Source organism: Glutamicibacter sp. BW77 (genome assembly GCF_002332285.1).
Lineage (GTDB): Bacteria > Actinomycetota > Actinomycetes > Actinomycetales > Micrococcaceae > Glutamicibacter > Glutamicibacter bergerei.
This window is the reverse complement of sequence record NZ_NRGT01000088.1, coordinates 56,800-79,288: the sequence shown is the minus strand read 5'-3', so window position 1 is coordinate 79,288 and position 22,489 is coordinate 56,800. Positions and strand designations below refer to the sequence as shown.

At 60.5% G+C, this 22,489-nt stretch carries 24 protein-coding genes; 23 read left to right on the top strand and 1 reads right to left on the bottom strand.

What is annotated here, in order from left to right:
* Positions 1-158 precede the first annotated feature (158 nt).
* The 13 genes from rpsD to nusB all read left to right on the top strand — a co-directional run bounded on the left by rpsD (position 159) and on the right by nusB (position 11,350).
* Positions 159-782 (top strand): 30S ribosomal protein S4, encoded by a 624-nt coding sequence (rpsD, locus tag CIK74_RS17890; RefSeq protein ID WP_096257772.1) that lies wholly within the window; start codon positions 159-161, stop codon positions 780-782.
* A 124-nt stretch (positions 783-906) separates the two neighbouring features.
* Positions 907-1,278 (top strand): DUF948 domain-containing protein, encoded by a 372-nt coding sequence (locus CIK74_RS17885; RefSeq protein ID WP_096257771.1) that lies wholly within the window; start codon positions 907-909, stop codon positions 1,276-1,278.
* Between the two features lie 11 nt (positions 1,279-1,289).
* Positions 1,290-1,499 carry a hypothetical protein gene (locus tag CIK74_RS17880; protein ID WP_096257770.1) on the top strand — a complete coding sequence of 70 codons (210 nt, stop codon included), beginning with the start codon at positions 1,290-1,292 and terminating at the stop codon, positions 1,497-1,499.
* Positions 1,500-1,518: 19 nt separating this feature from the next.
* A complete protein-coding gene (gene alaS, locus CIK74_RS17875) occupies positions 1,519-4,209 on the top strand; it encodes an alanine--tRNA ligase (RefSeq protein ID WP_096257769.1) in 2,691 nt (896 codons plus the stop codon).
* Positions 4,202-4,675: a Holliday junction resolvase RuvX gene (gene ruvX, locus CIK74_RS17870; RefSeq protein ID WP_096257768.1), complete on the top strand. Its 474-nt coding sequence runs from the start codon at positions 4,202-4,204 to the stop codon at positions 4,673-4,675. The genes alaS and ruvX overlap by 8 nt, the downstream gene beginning before the upstream one ends.
* Before the next feature lie 33 nt (positions 4,676-4,708).
* On the top strand, positions 4,709-6,058 hold the full coding sequence (mltG, locus tag CIK74_RS17865; RefSeq protein WP_096257767.1) for an endolytic transglycosylase MltG: 1,350 nt from the start codon (positions 4,709-4,711) through the stop codon (positions 6,056-6,058).
* Entirely contained in the window at positions 6,055-6,885 is an 831-nt protein-coding gene (locus CIK74_RS17860) for a shikimate dehydrogenase (RefSeq protein WP_240520584.1), read from the top strand. The genes mltG and CIK74_RS17860 overlap by 4 nt, the downstream gene beginning before the upstream one ends.
* Before the next feature lie 29 nt (positions 6,886-6,914).
* On the top strand, positions 6,915-8,114 hold the full coding sequence (aroC, locus tag CIK74_RS17855; protein WP_096257765.1) for a chorismate synthase: 1,200 nt from the start codon (positions 6,915-6,917) through the stop codon (positions 8,112-8,114).
* Complete coding sequence (locus CIK74_RS17850; RefSeq protein ID WP_096257764.1) at positions 8,115-8,609, top strand: shikimate kinase; 495 nt, start codon at positions 8,115-8,117, stop codon at positions 8,607-8,609.
* Between the two features lie 62 nt (positions 8,610-8,671).
* Positions 8,672-9,763, top strand: coding sequence for a 3-dehydroquinate synthase (gene aroB / locus CIK74_RS17845; RefSeq protein WP_096257763.1), 1,092 nt, complete (start codon positions 8,672-8,674; stop codon positions 9,761-9,763).
* Between the two features lie 2 nt (positions 9,764-9,765).
* Positions 9,766-10,296 carry a tetratricopeptide repeat protein gene (locus CIK74_RS17840; protein ID WP_096257762.1) on the top strand — a complete coding sequence of 177 codons (531 nt, stop codon included), beginning with the start codon at positions 9,766-9,768 and terminating at the stop codon, positions 10,294-10,296.
* Positions 10,297-10,379: 83 nt separating this feature from the next.
* Positions 10,380-10,940, top strand: coding sequence for an elongation factor P (gene efp / locus CIK74_RS17835; RefSeq protein WP_096257761.1), 561 nt, complete (start codon positions 10,380-10,382; stop codon positions 10,938-10,940).
* Complete coding sequence (gene nusB, locus CIK74_RS17830) at positions 10,940-11,350, top strand: transcription antitermination factor NusB (RefSeq protein ID WP_096257760.1); 411 nt, start codon at positions 10,940-10,942, stop codon at positions 11,348-11,350. The genes efp and nusB overlap by 1 nt, the downstream gene beginning before the upstream one ends.
* Before the next feature lie 67 nt (positions 11,351-11,417).
* On the opposite strand, the gene CIK74_RS17825 is transcribed toward nusB, so the two are convergent.
* Positions 11,418-12,113, bottom strand: coding sequence for a class I SAM-dependent methyltransferase (locus tag CIK74_RS17825; RefSeq protein ID WP_096257826.1), 696 nt, complete (start codon positions 12,111-12,113; stop codon positions 11,418-11,420).
* Between the two features lie 433 nt (positions 12,114-12,546).
* Here CIK74_RS17825 and pyrR point away from each other — a divergent pair, with 433 nt between their 5' ends.
* The 10 genes from pyrR (at position 12,547) to rpoZ (ending at position 22,471) form a co-directional block, all read left to right on the top strand.
* Positions 12,547-13,116, top strand: coding sequence for a bifunctional pyr operon transcriptional regulator/uracil phosphoribosyltransferase PyrR (pyrR, locus tag CIK74_RS17820; protein WP_096257759.1), 570 nt, complete (start codon positions 12,547-12,549; stop codon positions 13,114-13,116).
* Entirely contained in the window at positions 13,113-14,075 is a 963-nt protein-coding gene (locus CIK74_RS17815; RefSeq protein WP_096257758.1) for an aspartate carbamoyltransferase catalytic subunit, read from the top strand. Before pyrR ends, CIK74_RS17815 begins: the two co-directional genes overlap by 4 nt.
* Positions 14,076-14,085: 10 nt before the next feature.
* The gene (locus CIK74_RS17810; RefSeq protein ID WP_096257757.1) at positions 14,086-15,387 is read left to right on the top strand and encodes a dihydroorotase; all 1,302 of its coding nucleotides are present in this window, start codon (positions 14,086-14,088) and stop codon (positions 15,385-15,387) included.
* On the top strand, positions 15,380-15,889 hold the full coding sequence (locus tag CIK74_RS17805; protein ID WP_096257756.1) for a hypothetical protein: 510 nt from the start codon (positions 15,380-15,382) through the stop codon (positions 15,887-15,889). The genes CIK74_RS17810 and CIK74_RS17805 overlap by 8 nt, the downstream gene beginning before the upstream one ends.
* Positions 15,890-17,059, top strand: coding sequence for a glutamine-hydrolyzing carbamoyl-phosphate synthase small subunit (gene carA, locus CIK74_RS17800; protein WP_096257755.1), 1,170 nt, complete (start codon positions 15,890-15,892; stop codon positions 17,057-17,059).
* Positions 17,059-20,337 (top strand): carbamoyl-phosphate synthase large subunit, encoded by a 3,279-nt coding sequence (gene carB, locus CIK74_RS17795; protein WP_096257754.1) that lies wholly within the window; start codon positions 17,059-17,061, stop codon positions 20,335-20,337. Before carA ends, carB begins: the two co-directional genes overlap by 1 nt.
* On the top strand, positions 20,330-21,163 hold the full coding sequence (gene pyrF / locus CIK74_RS17790) for an orotidine-5'-phosphate decarboxylase (RefSeq protein WP_096257753.1): 834 nt from the start codon (positions 20,330-20,332) through the stop codon (positions 21,161-21,163). The genes carB and pyrF overlap by 8 nt, the downstream gene beginning before the upstream one ends.
* A 134-nt stretch (positions 21,164-21,297) precedes the next feature.
* Positions 21,298-21,633 carry an integration host factor, actinobacterial type gene (gene mihF / locus CIK74_RS17785; protein WP_096257752.1) on the top strand — a complete coding sequence of 112 codons (336 nt, stop codon included), beginning with the start codon at positions 21,298-21,300 and terminating at the stop codon, positions 21,631-21,633.
* 3 nt (positions 21,634-21,636) lie between these two features.
* Positions 21,637-22,200: a guanylate kinase gene (gmk, locus tag CIK74_RS17780; RefSeq protein ID WP_096257751.1), complete on the top strand. Its 564-nt coding sequence runs from the start codon at positions 21,637-21,639 to the stop codon at positions 22,198-22,200.
* On the top strand, positions 22,193-22,471 hold the full coding sequence (gene rpoZ, locus CIK74_RS17775; RefSeq protein ID WP_096257750.1) for a DNA-directed RNA polymerase subunit omega: 279 nt from the start codon (positions 22,193-22,195) through the stop codon (positions 22,469-22,471). The genes gmk and rpoZ overlap by 8 nt, the downstream gene beginning before the upstream one ends.
* Positions 22,472-22,489: the final 18 nt, after the last annotated feature.

Here is a 22,489-nt window from a genome sequence, read left to right as displayed (position 1 = left end):
TGCATTCGTGTAGACTTGATCTTTGGCTGGCAAGCTAAGTTGCGCCCGCGAGTAATCGCAGGGGTAACAAGGTTGCAGTGGTTCAGGGGCGCGACGCCCCAACACTCTCCGTCCCGGAGGCCAGTAGATCCCGTCGCTAAAACGAAAAGGACACACTTATGGCTAACGCCCGTGCCCGCCGTACCGTGCGCCTCTCGCGCGCACTCGGCCTTGCCCTGACTCCAAAAGCTGAAAAGTACATGGAGCGTCGTCCCTACGGTCCCGGCCAGCATGGTCGCGCCCGCAAGAAGCAGGACAGCGATTACGCGGTACGTCTGCGCGAAAAGCAGCGTCTTCGTGCCCAGTACGGCATCCGCGAAGTTCAGATGCTTAACGCTTTCAAGGAAGCAAAGCGCCTCGGCGGCCAGACCGGTGACAACCTGTTGGCACTGCTCGAGTCCCGTCTAGACGCTCTGGTTCTGCGTGCAGGCTTCGCCCGCACCATCCAGCAGGCTCGTCAGCTAGTTGTGCACCGCCACATCCTAGTTAACGGCCAGCGCGTGGACCGCCCATCGTTCAAGGTGCAGCCGGGTCAGCTGATCCACGTGCACGAAAAGAGCGAGAAGATGGTTCCTTTCCAGATGGCAGCAGCCGGAGAGCACGCTACCGTGCTTCCAGCAGCTCCTGCTTACCTGGACGTGAAGCTGGAAGCCTTGCAGGCTACCTACCTGCGCGCTCCTGAGCGTGCAGAGATCCCAGTGACCTGCGAAGAGAACCTCGTGGTCGAGTACTACGCACGCTAAACTTAGTGTGTGTTTGGTGGCCCGCAACCGACTCGGTTGCGGGCCACTGGCTTAACTACCTTTAATCGCCTCCGGTTCGATAAGGTGGACTGGCAGCAAGCACCCAAAGCAGAAGAGGAAGCACATGTCGGGTTCGGATATTGCAGGGCTCATCGCGGCCGGCGTCTTTGCCATCTTGGTGGCACTGTTGGCCGTACCAATTATCAAGTTGGGCAAGGTGTTTGATGAGCTTCGCAACTCGATCAAGGACCTCTCCGACGGGACCACTCCGCTGATCGGCGAGGTTGTTAACACGGTGGCCACGACCAATGACCAGCTCAAGAAGGTCGACGCGATCACCTCAAACGTCTCCGATGCGAGCGCCAACGTCTCCGCGCTGTCCTCCTTGGTGGCAGCCATGGTGGGCAAGCCACTGATCAAGGTCGCAGCTTTCACCTCGGGTGTGAAGGCAGCGATGAACGCGAATGCCAGCGGCAAGGGCCGCCGTAGCCGTTAGGGGAGACTAGAATGAAGAAGCTTTTGTGGGTTGTTATTGGCGTGGGCGTCGGAGTCCTCGCCACCAAAAAATACACCGAAGTATCCTCCGGGGCGGCGCTAAACCGTCAGGTCGGTAAGTATGCCGATCGCATCTCGGAGGTAGTGGGAGCATTCCGTGAGGGAATGAACTCCCGCGAAGTAGAACTACGTTCCGCCTTAGGCGTGGACACCGCTAAGTGAAGGGACCATCCGTAACACGATGAAAACGCAGGAAATTGCACGCCGCTGGGTAGACTTCTTCGTCTCCAAGGGGCACACGGCGGTACCCAGCGCGTCGCTGGTCTCATCTGACCCTTCGCTGCTCTTTACGGTGGCCGGCATGGTCCCGTTCATCCCTTACCTCACCGCGCAGGAAGAGCCGCCCTACACGCGCGCTACCTCGGTGCAGAAGTGCATTCGCACCGGTGACATCGAAGAGGTCGGTAAGACCTCACGTCACGGCACCTTCTTCCAGATGTGCGGCAACTTCTCCTTCGGCGATTACTTCAAGCGCGAAGCGATCCACTTCGCCTGGGAACTGCTCACCGGTTCGATCGAAGACGGTGGCTACGGGCTAGATAAGGCTCGTCTCTGGGTCACCGTCTACGAGGACGGCGACGAAAAAGACACCGAAGCTCGCAGCATCTGGGAAGACGAGATCGGCATGCCTTCCGAACGCGTAGTCGGCACCGGCAAGGAAGATAACTACTGGAACACCGGCCAGCCCGGCCCCGGTGGCCCCTGCTCGGAAATCTACTACGACCGCGGCCCGGAATACGGTGTGGATGGTGGCCCGGCCGTCGACGAAACCCGTTTTGTCGAAATCTGGAACCTCGTCTTCATGCAGTACCGGCTTTCCGCGGTACGCTCCAAAACCGACTTTGATGTTGCCGGCGAACTGCCCAAGCGCAATATCGATACCGGTCTGGGTCTGGAACGTCTGGCAATGATCTTGCAGGGCGTGGAGAACATGTACGAGACCGATCAGCTGCGTCCGGTGCTCGACAAGGCCGCGGAACTCGCCGGCATCGTATACACCTCCACCGAGGACCCGGCAGACCCGAACCACGCCAACGACGTGCGCCTGCGCATGATCGCTGACCACACTCGCTCCTCGCTGATGCTCATCTCCGATGGTGTCACCCCGGGTAACGAAGGCCGCGGCTACGTACTGCGCCGACTGATCCGCCGTGCCGTGCGCGCGCTGCGCCTGATGGGCGTGGACACCGCGGTTCTGCCAGAGCTGCTGCCGGTCTCGCGCGACGCGATGAAGGGTGTCTACCCAATCGTCGCCGAAGACTTCGAACGTATCGCACGCATCGCCTACGCAGAGGAGCGCGCCTTTAGCCGCACCATCGCCTCGGGCACCATCCGACTGGACGACGCGCTGAAATCCGCTCAGGCCGAAGGACACAACCTCTCCGGAGATGACGCCTTCACCCTGCATGACACCTTCGGATTCCCGATCGACCTGACCTTGGAAATCGCTTCCGAGGCGGGGCTTGCGGTAGATGAGAAGCGCTTCCGCGAACTGATGACCGAACAGCGCACCCGCGCCCAGAAGGACGCCAAGTCCAAAAAGGGTGGGCACGCTGATCTGAGCGTATTTAACCAGTTGGCGCAGGCCGGCAAGGTCAACTTCACCGGTTATGACACGCTCGTGGGTGAATCAAAGATCCGCGGTATCGTTTCCAACGGTGCGGTGGTGAACTACGCCGAGCAGGGTCAAGAAATTGAACTGGTGCTCGACGAGACCCCGTTCTACGCCGAATCTGGCGGCCAAGCCGGCGATATCGGCTTGATCACCGGCGACGGCTTTGTCCTTGAGGTCACCGACGTGCAGGCTCCGGTGAAGGGGCTGAACGTGCACAAGGTGATCGTGCGCGAGGGTGAACTTCCCGCCGACGCGCTGGTGCGCACCCAGGTAGATGCAATCCGTCGCCACTCCGGTGAGCAGGCCCACTCGGCCACCCACCTGGTGCATGCCGCGTTGCGTCAGTTACTTGGCGACACCGCCACCCAGGCCGGTTCTTTCAACAAGGCTGGCTACCTGCGCTTTGACTTCTCCTGGACCGAGGCACTCTCGGCCCAGGCACGTACCGAGGTTGAGGAGGTCGTGAACCTCGCGATCGCCGCCAACCACCAGGTGGTCACCAACGAGATGGCTTTGGCCGAAGCGCAGCAGCTGGGCGCGATGAGCCTGTTCGGTGAAAAGTACGGCAGCGCGGTGCGCGTCGTTGAGATGAACGGCGCCTGGTCCCGCGAGCTCTGCGGTGGCACGCACGTGCCAACCACCTCACGCATCGGCCAGCTCACCTTGCTCTCCGAAGCCTCGGTCGGTTCGGGCAACCGCCGCGTCGAAGCACTGGTAGGCATGGAGGCGTTCCGTCACGGAGCGGCCGAACGTGCCCTAGTTTCCGAGCTGTCAGGCCTCTTCCGGGTGCCTTCAAATCAGGTTTCCGAGCGGGTCAATGACACCGTGGCGAAGTTGAAGGCAGCGGAGAAGCAGATCGCCGAGCTGAAGAGCCAGGCGATGCTCGCACAGTCGGCAAAGCTGTTGGAGAAGGTCGAAACCATCGGCCAAACCCGGCTCTTGGCGCACAATGCCGGGACCATCGATTCGGCCGATGCGCTACGCACCATGGCGTTGGATCTGCGTGGCAAACTTGGTAGCGAAGCGGCTGTCATCGTGCTGATCGGCGAGTCAAGCTCCCGTCCGCTGGTGCTCGCAGTGACTAACGATGAGGCCCGCAGCAACGGCTTTAAGGCCGGCGCGCTGGTTCGCACCGCAACCGGGGTACTCGGAGGAGGCGGCGGCGGCAAGGACGATATGGCTCAGGGCGGCGGCCAGGACGTGTCAAAGATCGATGACGCGCTGACAGCAATTCGGGCGGCACTTGCCAATGGCTAATATTGCGTTCGGCGTCGACGTGGGCCTGGCCCGCGTCGGCGTCGCCGTGTCCGATCCCTCCGGAATCCTCGCCACCCCGGTGATGACACTGCGCAGGGACCTGAAGAAAAACTCTGATCGACGCATGTTATTACGCATGATCGTTGACCGGGGCGTGTCCGAGGTATTCATCGGCGAACCGAAATCATTGGCCGGAAATTCAACCGAATCCACAAAAATGGCTCGTGACTACGCGATTGCCTTGGCGGAAGAGGCAAATGAGGCTAAAATCGAGGTTGGAATTTTTTTGGTCGATGAGCGTTTGAGCACGGTCAGTGCCCATCGTTCATTGCATGCCTCAGGTCGCCGCATGCAAGATCACCGCCAGGTCGTTGACCAGGTGGCAGCCGTCGAAATCCTGCAACAGGTGCTTGAAATGCGTCGCAACTCCGTGCGTGTGCAAGCCAGCCGTATCGTGTTGAAATAACGGCGCGACGCGAGAAACCACTTGGGAGAATTAATGCGAGATGAAGCCCGCCGCAAACGGCAGCGTGAAACCCACTCCGAGCTTTACGCACGTTTTGCTGCCGGGCAACGCTCGGTTTTACCCGAGGCTTCGAGCCCGGAACTGACCGGCGGAGGAGTGTATCTTGACGCCGACGCTGGCGCGCCAGAGCACTCTGCACCGGAATCCGCGCCGGTCGCACAGGATTTCTCGCAGCCCGAACCCGAGTACCACGACGAGCCCGGCACACAACAGGCGTTGCGTGCCGGCTCGGCCGGCCACGGTGGCAAGGCGCGCAAAAAGCGTAGCAAACGCCGCCGTAACTTGGTGATGCTGGCAACTTTCCTGATCTTTGCCGTGGTTGTCGCCGGATCTTTCTACTTCATTCGCTCGCTGTACAAGCAGTTTAACCCCGATGATTACCCGGGTCCTGGCGGCCAAGCGGTGGAATTCACCGTGGAAGACGGCTGGGGTCCGGCCCTCATTTCGCGCAAGCTTGATGACCTAGACGTCGTGGCCAGTGACAAGCTGTTCATGTCGGCCATCGACAATTCGGATGCCAAAAGCAAACTCATCCACCCCGGCACCTACCTGCTCAAGACGCAGATGCCCGCCGCGGCTGCCGCGGACGAGCTGATCGACAAGCGACCGGATAAGGTCTTTTACGTCGGGCTGAAGGCAAATATGCGCCTGAGCGCTACGTTGGAAGAGATTGCCAAGGGTTCGGGCCTGAAGCTTGAAACCCTTCGTAAACTGGCTGATCAGCCAGAAAAATTCGGGCTACCCAGCGAATCAACAAACCTTGAAGGCTGGCTGCACCCCGGAGAATACCGCTTCCCGTTGGACACCAAGGCCGACGAGGTACTGACAACCATGGTTGACTCCACCAAAAAAGCGTTGACCGATGCCGGCGTCAGTGACCTGAGCGAAGGCTACCAGGCGCTAAAGATCGCCTCTATTTTGCAGGCCGAAGCCACCCCGAAGGATTACGAGGTCGTTTCCGGAGCCATCCAGAACCGGCTGGACCCAAATAATAACGAAACTCATGGGCTGCTGCAGACCGACTCCACCGTGATTTATGGGCTGAACCGCTATTCGCTGCAGTTCACCAAAGCGGAGAAGAAGGACGCTAGCAACAAGTACAACACCTACGTACACACCGGCCTGCCGCCGACTCCGATCGGATCCCCGGCCACCTCGGCGATCAACGCCGCGGTGAACCCACAGGATAACGGCTTCTACTATTGGGTCACCGTGAACACCCAAACCGGTGAGACGAAATTTGCCTCCACCTATGCGGAACATCAGGTGAACCACGCACAGTTCAGCGCCTGGTGCGACGCAAACCCTGAGGTATGCAAATGATGCGAGCGGCGGTGCTCGGCCAGCCGATTAGCCATTCCAAATCGCCGATCCTGCACCGGGCCGCCTATGCGTTGCTCGGCGCAGACATTAACTACGAGGCGATCGAGCTGACTCCCGCCGACGCTGGAGAATTCGCGCAACAGCTGCGTGCCAACCAGTGGGCCGGCTGTTCGGTGACGATGCCGCTCAAAGATGTCTTCGTGCCACTGATGGACGAGGTGTCGGACCGCGTGGCCCGGCTCGGTGCGTTGAACACCATTGTGGTATGCCGCGATGGAAGACTCTACGGAGAAAATACGGATGTTGATGGGATCGTGTTGGCCTTGGCCGACGCGGGCGTGCGGCACAGTAGCCAGGCCACCATACTTGGCGCGGGAAATACCGCGCTGGCAGCTATTGAGGCGGCCGCCGAACTGGGCACTACCGAGCTGAAACTTGTGGTTCGTGACCCGGCCCGCGCTAGCCTCGCCATCTCCTTGGCCCAAGAGCTTGGAATGCGCGTTGAGCTCGTCGAAGTTAATTCGCTTGACGAGCTCGGAATTATCGCCGATCCACTGGTCATCAGCACCTTGCCGCCGCGTGCGGCGGACAGTTGGGTGGCGCCATTAGGCGCCGGGCGAGGCATCCTGCTGGACGTCGCTTATGACCCTTGGCCCAGCGAGCTGGCGCAGAACTGGGCTGGAACGGTGATTTCCGGGCTTCATATGCTGGTGCATCAAGCGGTGGAACAAGCCCGTTATTTCAGCGCTTTACCCTTTGATGAGCTAACCCGTGAACGCGTCACAAATGCGATGTATCACTCACTTGGGCTTCATCGACGCGGTTAAAGAAGCCATGTCATGGCAAAATAGAATCCATGTTGCGTTGGTTGACGGCGGGCGAATCACACGGCCCGGCACTCGTTGGAATTCTTGAAGGTCTACCCGCCGGAGTCTCGGTGGACAGTGAAGTGGTGCGCGATGCGCTCGCTCGGCGACGTCTTGGCTACGGCCGAGGCGCGCGAATGAAATTTGAAAAGGATCAGGTCAGCTTCCTCGGTGGCGTGCGCCATGGCAAAACCCAGGGCGGCCCGATCGCCATTGAAATCGGGAATACCGAATGGCCCAAGTGGGAGCGCGTGATGAACGCGGACCCGGTAGACCTCGACGAACTGGCCTCGATGGCGCGCAACGCCCCATTAACCCGGCCACGTCCGGGCCATGCCGATTTCACCGGAATGCAAAAGTACGGGTTCGACGATGCACGTCCGGTCCTCGAGCGTGCTAGCGCGCGAGAGACCGCTGCCCGCGTCGCCCTCGGCTCGGTAGCCCAAGCCTTCCTGGCCGGCCTTGGCATCGAACTTGTTTCACACACCACCGCTATTGGTGCGGTCGCCGCTCCGGTTGATGCGCCGCTGCCAACCTTGGCCGACGTGGACGCACTGGACGCCGATCCACTGCGTTGCTTCCATGGCGAAACCAGCGCGGCAATGGTTCTTGAGGTCGATGACGCGCATAAGGCAGGGGAGACCCTCGGCGGTGTGGTTGAGGTGCTCGCCTACAACCTGCCTCCGGGCATCGGCTCCTACGTGCACTGGGATCGCCGCTTAGACTCGCGTCTGGCCGGAGCCCTGATGGGTATTCAGGCCATCAAGGGTGTTGAGGTCGGCGACGGTTTCCTTACCGCAGCGCGACGCGGTTCGGCCGCGCACGATGCAATTATCCCCGCCGAATCCGGCGGAATTAAGCGTGAAACCAATCGTGCCGGCGGCATCGAAGGCGGCATGAGCATCGGCGAGGTACTGCGTGTACGCGCCGCCATGAAGCCGATCGCCACAGTGCCCCGCGCGCTAGCCACCATCGACACCGCCACCGGTGAAGAAACCACCGCGCACCATCAGCGTTCGGACGTCTGTGCGGTTCCGGCCGCCGGAGTGGTCGCCGAGGCGATGGTCGCACTGGTACTGGCGCAGTCGTTGCTAGAAAAGTTCGGCGGCGACTCGCTGAATGAAACTAAGCGCAATATCGACAGCTACCTGGCGAATATTCCTGCCTCGCTGGGCTCGACCGGGGTCTAAATGATTTACCTGATTGGTCCGATGGCCAGCGGCAAGTCCACCGTGGGCAGGTCGCTGGCTAAGGCCTTGGGCACTAGTTTTGCCGATTCCGACGTGCATATTGTCGCCCAGCATGGGTCGATCGCACAGATTTTTGCCGAGCACGATGAGGCCTACTTCCGTGACCTTGAGGTGGCGGCTCTGGCGCAATTACGTGCCGGGGTGATCGCCACCGGTGGAGGCGCGGTATTGCGCGAAGAGAATCAACAAGTGTTACGCGGCGGCACGGTCATCTACTTAGCGATGACTTTAGAGACCGCTAAGCGTCGCCTCGCGGGGGATACGCACCGCCCACTGCTCGCTGGTGACCAAACCCTCACCACCTGGTCCCGGCTCTACGAGACCCGCCAAGAAATTTACGAAAACCTTGCTGATCTGACCTTACAGGTTGATAATTTGAGTCTCGCGCAGCTCGTTGAGGCGATCGAGTCGCATGTGATTCACGCCACGAGATAGCAAAACCTACAGCGCTCCCGCGTACGCTGGATAGATCAGCACCATCAGGAGGAACGTCAAGGATGCCACTCGCACCAACCACACTTCAGGTCACCGGAACCACCCCAGCGGAGTCATATCCGGTCATGGTCGGTAACGGCTTACTGGGAGAATTGCCCGAACTTTTGGGTCCGGCAGTTAAGAAGGTTCTGGTCATCCATCCTCGCGCCCTGCGCGCTACCGGTGACGTCGTTCGCGACGACCTGGAAAAAGCCGGGCTTACCTCGCTGACCGCTGAAATTCCCGATGCCGAAGAGGGCAAGCACATTCAAGTTGCCTCCTTCTGTTGGGAAGTACTGGGCAAGAACGACTTCACCCGCAGCGACGCAATTGTCGCCGTGGGCGGCGGAGCGGTCACCGACCTCGCAGGCTTTGTGGCCGCCACCTGGCTGCGTGGGGTGAAGGTGATCCACGTGCCAACCTCGCTGTTGGGTATGGTCGACGCCGCCGTGGGCGGCAAAACCGGTATCAACACCGCCGAGGGTAAAAACCTCGTCGGTTCCTTCCACCCGCCGGCGGGTGTGCTGGCGGATCTTGATGCGCTAGCCACGCTGCCTAAGCACGAACTGGTCACCGGCCTCGCCGAAGCAGTGAAGTGCGGGTTCATCGCCGATGAGCGCATCTTGGAACTGATCGAAGAAGATCCCGAAGATGCGATCCGCGCCGACAGCGACCGGTTACGCGAAATTATCGAACGCACCATCGCGGTGAAGGTCGAGGTGGTTTCACGCGACCTGAAGGAAGCGGGGGACCGCGAGTTCCTGAACTACGGCCACACCCTGGCCCACGCGATCGAATTGTCCGAGCGTTACAACATCCGCCACGGCGCGGCAGTGTCCATCGGGCTGTGCTTCGCCGCAGAGCTGGGCCGTTCGGTGGGGCACACCCCCGACGCGGTCACCGAACGGCACTTCAGCATCCTGAAGTCCTTGGGCTTGCCTACCAGCTACCGCAACGACAAGTGGATGGCGCTGCTAGACGGCATGAAGCGCGATAAGAAGACCCGTGGTGATCAACTACGTTTTGTAGTGCTCGACGCCATCGGCAAACCACGTATTTACGAGGTGCCGGATAACTCGCTGTTATTCGCCGCCTACCAGGAAATCGGAGAGTAAGCATGAGCGAATTCACCGCATACGCCATTGACGTCGCATCGGTAAACCACGAAGGCGTGGGCACCTCCATCGACGGAGTATTGATTGACCCGAACACTCTGCGTCCCTTCATCAACGATGAACAGGCCGCCGATCGTTCGATGGCCAACGGCACGCCTACCGACCAAGTGGTGATCCACATGGCTCGTGGCGAGCTCGCGCTGGCCGGTAATCTGATTGCCGAATCACGTTTTGAAGACCCAACCAATGCGCACTTACGCGTGTTGGACACCGAGCTGACCCGCTTGCAAGGTGATTTCGATCGCGCTATCAACCGCTTGCGCAAGCTGGTGGATGAATTTTCGGGCACCTACTACGAGCCGCTGATGCAGCACCACCTGGGCATGTCATTCTTCGCAAAGGGTGACTACAAGGCAGCGGTAACCCGGTTCCGCACCGCATTGGAGCAGCGCCAGCAGATGGGTTCTTCGCAGCATTTGCTCAACGCGTCGGCCGGTTGTTTACGACTGGCCGAGGAACGTGCACAAAATTAGTCATTAGCGCAGTTTGCTATAGTGATAAATGGATTTTTGATAATGCCGGTGTATGCCGGCAAAAAATAGAGGATTGAGGACCCGTGGCGGATACAACTGACATCAAAAATGGTCAGGTCATCAAGATTGACGGCCAGCTTTTTACCATCATCGACTTCCAGCACGTTAAGCCAGGCAAGGGCGGCGCTTTCGTCCGTACCAAGATGCGCAACGTGATGTCCGGAAAGGTCTTGGATAAGACCTACAACGCCGGCACCAAAATTGAGCTGGCCACCGTTGACCGCCGCGATTACCAGTACCTCTACCAGGATGGCGAAGACTACGTCTTCATGAACCTGGAAGACTACGACCAGATCACCGTTTCCGGAGTCACCGTGGGAGACGCAGCAGGCTACCTGCTGGAGAACCAGGAGCTGACCATCGCAATGTACGACGGCAGCCCACTGTACCTGGAACTGCCAGCATCCGTCGTTCTGGAAATCACCTACACCGAGCCGGGCCTGCAGGGCGACCGCTCGTCGGCTGGTACCAAAAACGCAACCCTGGAGACCGGTCTGGAAATCCAGGTTCCATTGTTTGTTGAGCAGAACACCAAGGTGAAGGTTGATACCCGCACCGGCGATTACCTGGGACGTGTCTCCTAGTGAGGGCCCGCGCTAAGGCGCGACGTCGTGCACTTGAGTTTCTTTTTGAAGCCGAGGCCCGCGACGTTGATGCGCTTAGTGTAGCGATCGGCCGCCGCGACAATTCTGACATCGTGCTTAACGAGTACTCGCTGACAATCCTTGAGGGCGTTATGGCCCACCTGGACCGCATCGACGAGGTGCTTGAAAGCTACGTTAAGGGCTGGACCATCGAGCGTATGCCGGGCGTTGACCGCATGGCGCTGCGCATCGGTGTCTGGGAAATCCTGTACAACGACGACGTTCCGGACGCGGTTGCCGTGGCCGAAGCGGTCGTGAACGTACGTGAACTATCCACCGACGAATCTCCGGAATTTGTCAACGGTGTGCTCGGACGCATTCAGAGCGTCAAGGACACCCTGATCGACTAATCCTCGACTTCATAATCTACCGAGAGCCGGAACCTGCTGGGTTCCGGCTCTCGGTATTTAAATACGCTTAACGCAGCACGAAGAAGATGAAACTCACAAAGGCATCACGGTCCTTTAAATTCTCCGGAACCAGTTCATCCGGTGCCTCCTTGGAGTAGGGCGGCTCGCTGATCAGCTCGATGCTGAATCCGGCCCTCGCAAAGGCGTCGGACATTGCATGCAGCGGACGGTGCCAGTAGGTCAGGCTGCCTTGCTGACCGTCAAATTCGAGCTCATCGGTGTACCTGGTGGTCTTAAAGTACTGGACACCCTGATGAGTCAGCGGGTACAGCAATGGGTGGTTCACCGACATTAATAAGCGTCCGCCAGGTTTGAGCACACGCCGCAGCTCGGCCAGTGGAGCGCTCCAGTCTTGCAGATAGTGCAAGACCAAGGAGGCGCAGGCATCGTCAAAACTATTCTCGGCGTAGGGCAGTGGCTCGCTTAGGTCCGCGCACTTCAGCTGGGCCTGCGCGCCGAGCCTGCGTCGGGCGATATCGAGCATGGCTTGACTGGCATCAAACCCGTGGACCGTGGCCCCACGTCGGAGCAATTCTTCGCTGAGCACCCCGCCGCCGCAGCCGACATCAAGAATCGTTTTACCTTGCACTTGCCCGGCGAGCTTGAGCATCGCCGGGCGCTCATAGTAGGCGTTGAGCAGGCTGGTTTCATTTTCGGCGTTATACGCCTCGGCGAAGGTGTCGTAGTTGGTGTCTTGACTCATGTGGGCAAACCGATCCATTTCCTCGCAGGTCGCTGATTCTCCGAGGCTAACAGCCATGCCGGTGCGTGAGCTTCGAAAATCTTGCCGGTCAGCTGGTAGTTCTCACGTAGTTCTGGTTTTGTTACGTGAGTGTGTGTCCGGCGTGAGCGGGAAACCTTGAGGAGCTACATCACACTATGGCGTACCTGCTTACCCCTGCCAGTGTGCTCAAATCGACAGGTAGATGGTCATCGAGCGTGACAAAGAGCGCGAATTAGCGCACTTTGCGGGGGATTGTGAGAGCGCACGGATCGTCCTGTGAAAGAAGTCATAGGTCATTCACGGGTATGCATAGGTTTCCGCTAGGGAATGATGGCCGGATCATGATAATTTGAACTAGCAATATTCCTTTAAATCCCGTCCCGTGAGGCGGAGAAGGGAGAGGTGCACACCGATGAATGAAAATTCACAGCACGATGTGGCTCGCACGGTTTTGACCGGCGAAGACATCGAACGTGTACTGACCCGTGTGGCCTTCGAAATTATCGAAGCCAACAAGGGCACCGAAGATCTGGTGCTGCTAGGCATTCCGAGCCGCGGTTATCCGCTGGCCCAACGCCTAGCACAACGCATCGCCGCTTCGACGCCGAACCAGCTGGACCCCGCGTCGCTGGTCGGACAGCTGGACATCACCATGTACCGTGACGATCTGCGTCACTCCACCACCCGCACCCCGGCGCCTACGCGCCTGCCTGCCGGTGGCATCGACGGCAAGGTCGTCGTACTGGTGGACGATGTACTCTATTCCGGACGCACCATTCGCGCCGCGCTGGACGCGCTCTCGGACTGGGGACGGCCGCGCATTGTGCGACTGGCTGTGCTCATTGACCGCGGGCACCGCGAGTTGCCGATTCGTGCGGACCACGTAGGCAAAAACCTGCCCACAGCAAAAAGCGAAAAGGTGCGCGTGCACCTGGCCGAAATCGACGGAAGCAACGAAGTCATCATCGAGGCCAGCGCATGAAACACCTGCTATCCACCGCGGACTTGAGCCGCGAAGAAGCCATCGCGATCCTGGACATCGCCGAAGAAATGCGCGAAACCGGCACCCGACAGGTCAAAAAACTTCCGGCGTTACGCGGACGCACCGTGGTGAACCTGTTTTTTGAGGACTCCACCCGCACCCGCATCTCCTTCGAAGCTGCCGCCAAGCGCTTGAGCGCGGATGTGATCAACTTTTCGGCCAAGGGCTCCAGCGTGTCCAAGGGCGAATCGTTGAAGGACACCGCACAGACGCTGCTGGCCATCGGCGCGGACGCGGTAGTGATCCGCCACCCTGACTCCGGGGCTCCGGCACGCCTGGCGGCCACCGACTGGATCGGACTGCCGATCGTCAACGCCGGGGATGGTACCCACGAACACCCCACCCAGGCGTTGCTCGACGCGTTTACGCTGCGCCGCCAGCTGGCGCTGCGCGAGGGCGTCTCTCCGCTAGGCCGGGGACTGGACGGGCTGAAGATCGCGATCGTCGGTGACATCCTGCACAGCCGGGTGGCCCGCTCAAATTTGTGGCTGCTGAACACGCTCGGCGCATCGGTGACCATGGTCGCCCCGCCGACGCTGCTGCCGGTCGGCGCGAGCGCTTGGCCGTGCAAAATTAGTTACTCGCTGAACGCGGTGATCGAATCCGGGGTGGATGCGGTGATGATGCTGCGTGTGCAAGGCGAGCGGATGCGGGCAGCGTTCTTCCCGAACCCACGCGAATACTCGCGCTACTGGGGGCTGGATGACACCCGGCTCAAAGCGCTTGAAGCCAAGGGGCAGGACACGCTGATCTTGCACCCTGGCCCGATGAACCGCGGTCTTGAAATATCCTCGGCTGCCGCCGATTCGCCAGCGTCGATGGTCCTGGAACAGGTCACCAACGGCGTTGCGGTCCGCATGGCAAGCCTCTACATGCTGCTTTCCGGCGACCTGATCTAAGGAACCTAAGATGAAGTATTTGATTCGACAGGCCGCCGTTCTCGGCGGTCAAGCTACCGACGTGCTAATCATTGACGGCAAGATCGCACAGCTCGGTGAACTCAGCGACGCCGAGGCTACGGTGATCGAAGCCGCCGGGCTGGTATTGCTGCCGGGGCTCGTTGACCCGCATACGCACCTGCGCGAACCGGGCCGTGAAGATGCCGAAACCGTGGAAACCGGTTCCCAGGCCGCGGCTCGCGGCGGTTACACCGCGGTGCACGCGATGGCCAATTCCACCCCGGTGGCAGATAACGCCGGCGTCGTCGAGCAGGTTTACGAGCTGGGCCGCAAGGCTGGCTGGGTGGATGTTCGCCCGGTCGGTGCGGTGACCGTAGGACTGGGCGGGCAGCAGCTCTCCGAGATCGGCGCGATGGCAGATTCCCGCGCGAAAGTGCGGATGTTCTCAGATGACGGGATCTGTGTCTCCGATCCGCTGCTGATGCGCCGTGCGCTGGAATATGTGAAGGCCTTCGACGGGGTGATCGCCCAGCACGCCCAAGAACCACGGCTCACCGAGGGCGCCCAAATGAACGAGGGCGAGGTGTCCGCGGTGCTCGGCATGACCGGCTGGCCGGCAGTCGCCGAAGAATCGATCATCGCCCGCGACGTGCTGCTGGCAGAACATGTCGGCGCACGCTTGCACGTGTGCCACGTGTCAACCGCTGGATCGGTGGAGATTATCCGCTGGGCCAAGGCGCGCGGCATCGCCGTCACCGCCGAGGTCACCCCACACCACCTGTTGCTGACCGACGAAAAGGTGAAAACCTTTGATCCGGTGTACAAGGTCAACCCGCCGCTGCGCCGCGAAGAAGATGTGCTGGCGCTGCGCGCGGGCGTCGCCGATGGCACCATCGACGTGATCGGCACCGACCACGCCCCGCACCCGAGCGAAGCGAAGGACTGCGAATGGGGTGTCGCGGCCATGGGCATGACCGGGTTGGAAACCGCGCTGTCCATCGTGCAGCACACGCTGGTTCAGACCGGGCTGCTTTCCTGGGCCGACGTGGCGCGGATTACCTCGTTCACCCCGGCGAAGATCGGCAGCCTAGCAGATCAGGGCCGCCCGATCGCCGTAGGTGAACCGGCCAACCTGACCTTAGTGGACCCGGCGGCACGCTGGATCGTGGACCCATTCACGATGGCCACCAAGGGGCGCAACTCACCGTTTGCCGGGATGGAGCTGCCAGGTGCGGTGCGCGCCACTTTCTTCCACGGTCACCCCACCGTGCTCGACGGTGCGCTGGCTACCCCGCGGGTGGCTAATGACTAGCGGGGAGCTCACCAGCGTGCTGGTCACGATCGGGATCGCGGTACTTTTTTGTGCGCTGATCCTGATCGGCTGGCGCAATATGAAACGACGACAGACCGACATTCCGGCGCCTTATGCCGGGTTCGACGACGAGCCTGAACACCAGTTCACCGGCATGTACGTGGCCACCACCCGGTATGAAGACTGGTTGGATCGGATCGCCGTCCATCAGCTCGGAGTGCGTTCAAACGCCACCTTGGAACTGGGTAGCGGCGGGGTGCATCTGCTCCGTCCGGGCACCACCGACCTGCACATTCCGTGGGACGCGTTTGTGAAGGTGGCCCGGTCCGCCGGCATGGTCGGCAAGTTCGTCGAACGTGACGGGCTGATCGTGATCACCTGGACGAAGGATGATTTCACCTTCGATACCGGATTCCGTCCTCGCTACCACGAGGACACCGCAAAGATTTATCAGTTGCTGGCGTCGCACCAAGCCGACGCGGCCGAGCAGGAGACAAACTAAGTGAATTCCCTGAGCAACCTACCAGCAGTGTTGGTACTCGAAGATGGCCGCATCTTCCGTGGACGTAGCTACGGCGCCGTAGGCACAAGCCTTGGCGAAGCAGTGTTCACCACCGGAATGACCGGGTACCAGGAAACATTGACCGACCCTTCCTACGCGCACCAGATCGTCGTGCAGACCTTCCCACACGTGGGAAACACCGGCGTGAACAGCGAAGACCCGGAGTCCACTCGGATGTGGCCGGCCGGCTATGTGGTGCGCGACGCGGCCCGACGCCCCAGCAACTGGCGCAGCGAACGCACCTTGGATGAAGACCTGGTCGAATACGGCATCGTCGGTATCCGCAACGTGGATACCCGCGCGCTGACCCGTCACCTGCGCGACGCCGGGGCAATGAAGTCCGGCATCTTCTCCGGTGAGGCCGCCGCACAGCCCGAGACCGAACTGATCGCCGCCGTCAAGGCGCAGCCAGCCATGGCCGGACGGAACATCTCCGCCGAGGTTTCGGTAGCTACCGCGTATACCGTGGAACCGGCCGATCACGGATTTAGTGGCGCACCACTGCACACCGTGGCCGCCGTGGACCTGGGCATGAAGTCGATGACCCCGCACCGTCTGGCCGAGCGTGGCCTGCGCGTACACGTTTTGCCGTACAACGCGACACTGGAAGAAATTAAGGCCACCGGCGCCACCGGAGTGTTCTTCTCCAACGGCCCCGGTGACCCGGCGGCAGCTACCGCACAGGTGGAACTGGTTCGCGAGGTACTCGACGCCGGCATGCCATACTTCGGCATCTGCTTCGGCAACCAGATCCTGGGCCGCGCACTTGGTTTTGACACCTACAAGCTGCGCTTCGGACACCGTGGAATCAACCAGCCGGTCATGGACAAGTCCACCGGCCGGGTGGAGATCACCAGCCAGAACCACGGCTTCGCCGTCGACGCACCGCTTGAAGGCGCCGTCACCGCACCGGTGGAACGCTTCGGCAAGGTGGAAGTCTCGCACTTCTCGCTGAACGACCACGTGGTGGAGGGCCTGTCCTGCCTGGACATCCCGGCCTTCTCCGTGCAGTACCACCCGGAGGCAGCATCGGGTCCCCACGATGCCGCCTACCTCTTTGACCGTTTCGTTTCCGCGATGGATTCCGCCGCAGATAAGGACAGCAAGTAATGCCTAAGCGCACCGATCTCACCTCAGTACTCGTCATCGGTTCGGGCCCGATCGTCATCGGCCAGGCGGCCGAATTTGATTACTCCGGCACCCAGGCACTGCGGGTGCTCAAGGAGGAGGGCCTGCGGGTCATCCTGGTGAACTCCAACCCCGCCACCATCATGACCGACCCGGAATTCGCCGATGCCACCTACATCGAGCCGATCACCCCGGAGGTCGTGGAGAAGATCATCGCCAAGGAACGCCCCGACGCGATCCTGCCGACCCTGGGCGGGCAGACCGCACTGAACACCGCCATCGCACTGGACAAGGCAGGCGTGCTTGAAAAGTACAACGTCGAGCTGATCGGCGCGAATATCGAGGCCATCGAGCTGGGCGAGGACCGCGAGAAGTTCAAGGGCGTCGTGGAGCGCTGTGGCGCCGAATCGGCGAAGTCACAGATCGTGCACACGCTGGAGGAGGCTTTTGCCGCCGTCGAGATTCTGAACTACCCGGTGGTAGTGCGCCCTTCGTTCACCATGGGTGGACTGGGCTCGGGCATGGCTTATGACGCGCAGGATCTGCGCCGTATCGCCGGAGCAGGCCTGCAGTACTCGCCGACCACCGAGGTGCTCCTGGAGGAGTCCATCCTGGGGTGGAAGGAATACGAGCTGGAAATGATGCGCGACAAGAACGACAACGTCGTCGTCGTTTGTTCGATCGAAAACTTCGACCCGGTCGGCGTGCACACCGGCGACTCGATCACCGTCGCCCCGGCGATGACGCTGACCGACCGCGAATACCAGAACCTGCGTGACATCTCCATCGCGGTCATCCGCGAGGTGGGCGTGGACACCGGCGGCTGTAACATTCAGTTCGCGATCGAACCGGACACCGGACGAGTGGTTGTCATCGAGATGAACCCACGCGTCTCGCGTTCCTCGGCGCTGGCCTCCAAGGCCACCGGCTTTGCGATCGCGAAGATCGCCACCAAGCTCTCGCTGGGTTACACCCTGGACGAGATTCCAAACGACATCACGCAGAAGACCCCGGCCTCCTTCGAACCGGCGCTGGACTATGTGGTCGTCAAGGTCCCACGCTTTGCCTTCGAGAAGTTCCCGGCAGCCGATAAGACGCTGACCACCACCATGAAGTCCGTGGGCGAGGCGATGGCGCTGGGCCGCAACTTCACCGAGGCCCTGCAGAAGGCGTTGCGTTCGCTCGAGCAGAAGGGCTCGGAGCTTTCCTTCGAGCCGATTCCGGAAGAAGAGCATGAGGCGGTGCTGGCCTCGATCGTGAAGGGCTCCACCGAGCGCCTCTCGCTAGTGCAGCGTCTGCTGTTCTCCGGGGTCTCCATCGAAAAGCTCTTTGAAACCACCGCGATCGACCCGTGGTACCTGGATCAGCTGGCCCTGATCAACGAGACCGCACAAATGATTGCGGCGAATAAGGACCTGTCCGAAGAGGTCTTGCGCGAAGCGAAGCGCCACGGTTTCTCCGACGCGCAGATCGCGGCGCTGACCGGTAAGCCTGAAGCGGTCATCCGCGGAATCCGTCACGCGTTGGGTGTGCGCCCGGTCTTCAAGACCGTGGACACCTGCGCGGCCGAGTTCGAGGCGTTCACCCCGTACATGTACTCGACCTACGACGAAGAGACCGAGGTTGTCGCCCACGAGAAGCCCTCGGTAATCATCCTGGGTTCCGGCCCAAACCGGATCGGCCAGGGGATCGAATTTGATTACTCCTGCGTGCACGCGGTGATGGCCTTGCGAGAAGCAGGCCACGACACCGTGATGATCAACTGCAACCCGGAAACCGTGTCTACCGACTATGACATTTCCGATCGTCTCTACTTTGAGCCGCTGACCTTGGAAGACGTGCTGGAAATTATCCACGCGGAAGAAGCGACCGGCGGAGTGCTCGGGGTGTTCGTGCAGCTTGGCGGTCAGACCCCGCTGAAGCTCGCAGCCGAGTTGAAGGCAGCCGGCGTGCCAATCCTGGGTACCTCCCCGGAGGCCATCGACCTCGCCGAGCACCGTGGCGCATTCCAGCAGGTGTTGGATAACGCCGGGCTGATCGCCCCGAAGAACGGCACCGCGGTGTCCTTCGCCGACGCGAAGAAGATCGCCGACTCGATCGGCTACCCGGTCTTGGTGCGCCCTTCCTACGTGCTGGGCGGACGGGGTATGGAGATCGTCTACGACGAGGCGCACCTGGAACGCTACATCGCCAACGCCACCGAAATCACCGTGGACCACCCGGTCCTAGTGGACCGCTTCCTGGAAGACGCCATCGAGATCGACGTGGACGCCCTGTTCGACGGCACCGACCTGTACGTCGGCGGCATCATGGAGCACATCGAGGAGGCCGGCATTCACTCCGGCGACTCGGCCTGCACCTTGCCTCCGATCACCCTGGGCCCAGACGTGCGTGACCGCGTGGCAGCCGCCACGCGCGCCATCGCCGACGGTGTGGGCGTACGCGGTCTGATCAACATCCAGTTCGCGCTCGCCTCAGATATTCTCTACGTGATCGAAGCGAACCCACGCGCCAGCCGTACCGTGCCATTCACCTCGAAGGCTACCGGCGTACAGCTGGCCAAGGTTGCGGCATTGATCGGAGTGGGACACACCATCGCCGAGCTGCGCGGCAGCTCCCTGCCGGCTACCGGAGATGGCACTCACCTGCCAGATTCGGCGCCGATCGCGGTGAAGGAAGCGGTGCTTCCCTTCGCTCGCTTCCGCACCCCGGAGGGCAAGGTCGTCGACTCGCTGCTCGGCCCAGAGATGCGCTCCACCGGCGAGGTCATGGGTATCGACAAGTACTTTGATACCGCCTTCGCCAAGTCCCAGGCGGCGGCGAACAACCCGCTGCCTACCGGCGGCAAGGTATTTGTTTCGGTGACCAACCGTGACAAGCGCTCCATCGTGATCCCGGTCAAGCACCTGGCGGACAACGGATTTGAGATCCTGTCCACCGGTGGTACCGCCGAGGTACTGCGCCGCAACGGCATCCCGACCCAGGTGGTCGGCAAGGTCCATGAGGGCGGCGAGTCCATCGTTGATCTGATCAACGCCGGGCAGATCGGCCTGATCTTGAACACCCCAACCGGCTCCGAGGCACGCGGGGACGGCTACGAGATCCGCGCCGCCGCGGTGTCGGTGGGCACCCCAATTATCACTACCGTCGCCGAGTTTGGTGCCTGCGTGCAGGCCATCGACGCGCTACGTGAGTACGAGTGGGATGTCACCAGCTTGCAGGTGCACGATCAGAACCTGCGCGGTGCGCGTAATGCCTAACTTCGGAACCCGTCTTCGGGCGGCGATGGAGGCCTCCGGGCCGCTGTGTGTGGGAATTGACCCGCACCCGGCGTTGCTTCAAGCGTGGGGGCTGGAAAACAGCCCCGCTGGGGTGCGATCTTTCTCACTGACCGTGGTGGAAGCCATGGTTGGTGTGGCAGCAATTTTGAAGCCTCAGGTCGCGTTGTATGAGCGCTTCGGGTCCGCAGGATTTGCGGTTTTGGAGGAAACTCTCAGCTTGGCAAAATCTGCGGGAATATTAACCCTCGCAGATGCTAAGCGTGGCGACATTGGTTCGACCATGGCGGCCTATGCCACGGCGTGGTTGGACGATGCTTCACCGCTGGCTTCGGACGCGGTGACGCTCAGTCCGTACCTCGGTTATGAGTCGCTTCGTCCGGCCATTGATCTGGCCGCGCAGACCGGTCGTGGAGTGTTCGTTTTGGGGCTCACCTCGAACCCTGAAGGGCCCTCTGTGCAGCACGTTGGCGGTGAAAAGTCGGTTGCAAAATCGATTATTGACCAAGTCACCGCAGAAAATGCGGGCGCTGAAGATATGGGCCACGTGGGTCTGGTGGTAGGCGCAACCATTGGCGATGCACCGGCGAAACTGGGCATCGATCTGAGTGCAACGAAGGCGCCATTGCTCACCCCTGGGCTCGGTGCCCAAGGGGCCACGGCACGTGATATCGCCGCCGCATTTGCCGGTAGCTATTCACAAGTACTGGGTACCAGCAGCCGGGACATCCTCAAGGTGGGGCCAAGTGTAAACGCCTTGCGGGCGAAAGCAGCGCAAGTTCGTGATGAATTATTGGCCGCGGGCTAAATAACTAGCACAATCGCGTTGTGGCTACTACAGTTTCTGGTAGCCACAACGCGATTACTCTTGCAAAATGCGCGTTTGATCGCTATGTTCACTCTCATAGCCTTAGTCCACTACACATGAAGGATGGCTGAACGATGGTACTGCGAGAACTCTCAGACGAAGACCGTATTCGGGCTCGTGCCAAGGCATTGGCAGCTCGCACACGCCGTGCAGAACTTAAAGCCCAGTTCAGTACCGGCAAGATCTCCATCACGGAGGTACTAGACTTGGTATACGAAGACGAGGCTGTGGGACGCATGCGTGTCATGGACCTTCTGGAATCGGTGCCGGGTGTTGGCGAAGTTCGTGCAGCAAACCTGCTGGAACGTCTTGGCATTTCCCCTTCGCGTCGCTTGCGCGGTTTAGGCCGCAAGCAGCGCACGGCGATCACCGAACACTTCAAGCAATCGCCACCAAAAACGAAAGTGTAGTCAATGACCGCTGCGTCGGTAACTGTACTAGCCGGCCCCACGGCTGTAGGTAAGGGCACCGTCTCTACCTACATCCGAGATAACTATCCTGATGTCTGGCTTTCGGTCTCGGCCACAACCCGAGACCCACGGCCAGGCGAAGAGGATGGAGTTCATTACTTCTTCGTCGGGCCTGAAAAGTTCCATCAACTGGTCGATGGCGGTGACATGTTGGAATGGGCTGTGGTGCACGGGCAGAATAGCTACGGGACCATCCGTTCCACGGTTGACGACGCGGTGGCCAATGGCAAGAAGGTCCTGCTGGAGATCGATCTGCAGGGTGCACGACAGGTTAAAGAGACGTTGCCTGAGGCAAAGTTCGTCTTTTTAGCCCCGCCAACTTGGGATGAATTGGTGCGCCGACTGATCGGCCGTGGTACCGAAACGGCCCAGGAGCAGCAGCGTCGCCTAGAAACCGCTAAACTAGAACTTGCGGCGGAATCAGAATTCGATGTCACCATCGTTAACGATGATGTTTCACGCGCCGCCGAAGAGCTTGTGGCCCTTATGGGCCTGAAGAATGACTAAAGGGAGTCCTGTGTCCAATCTAGAGGGAATCATTAACCCATCGATCGACTCGTTGCTTGAGACCAACGACTCGAAGTACGCGCTGGTGCTCAACGCATCAAAGCGCGCACGTCAGATCAACGCTTACTACGCGCAGCTAAATGAAGGCCTGTTCGAGTATGTTGGTCCATTGGTTGAGACCAAGTTGAACGAAAAGCCACTGACCATCGCATTGCGCGAACTGGACAGCCAGCTGCTCAAGGTCACTCGGGCTGAAGTTACCGAAGACTAATATGAGAGATGGCGCCCC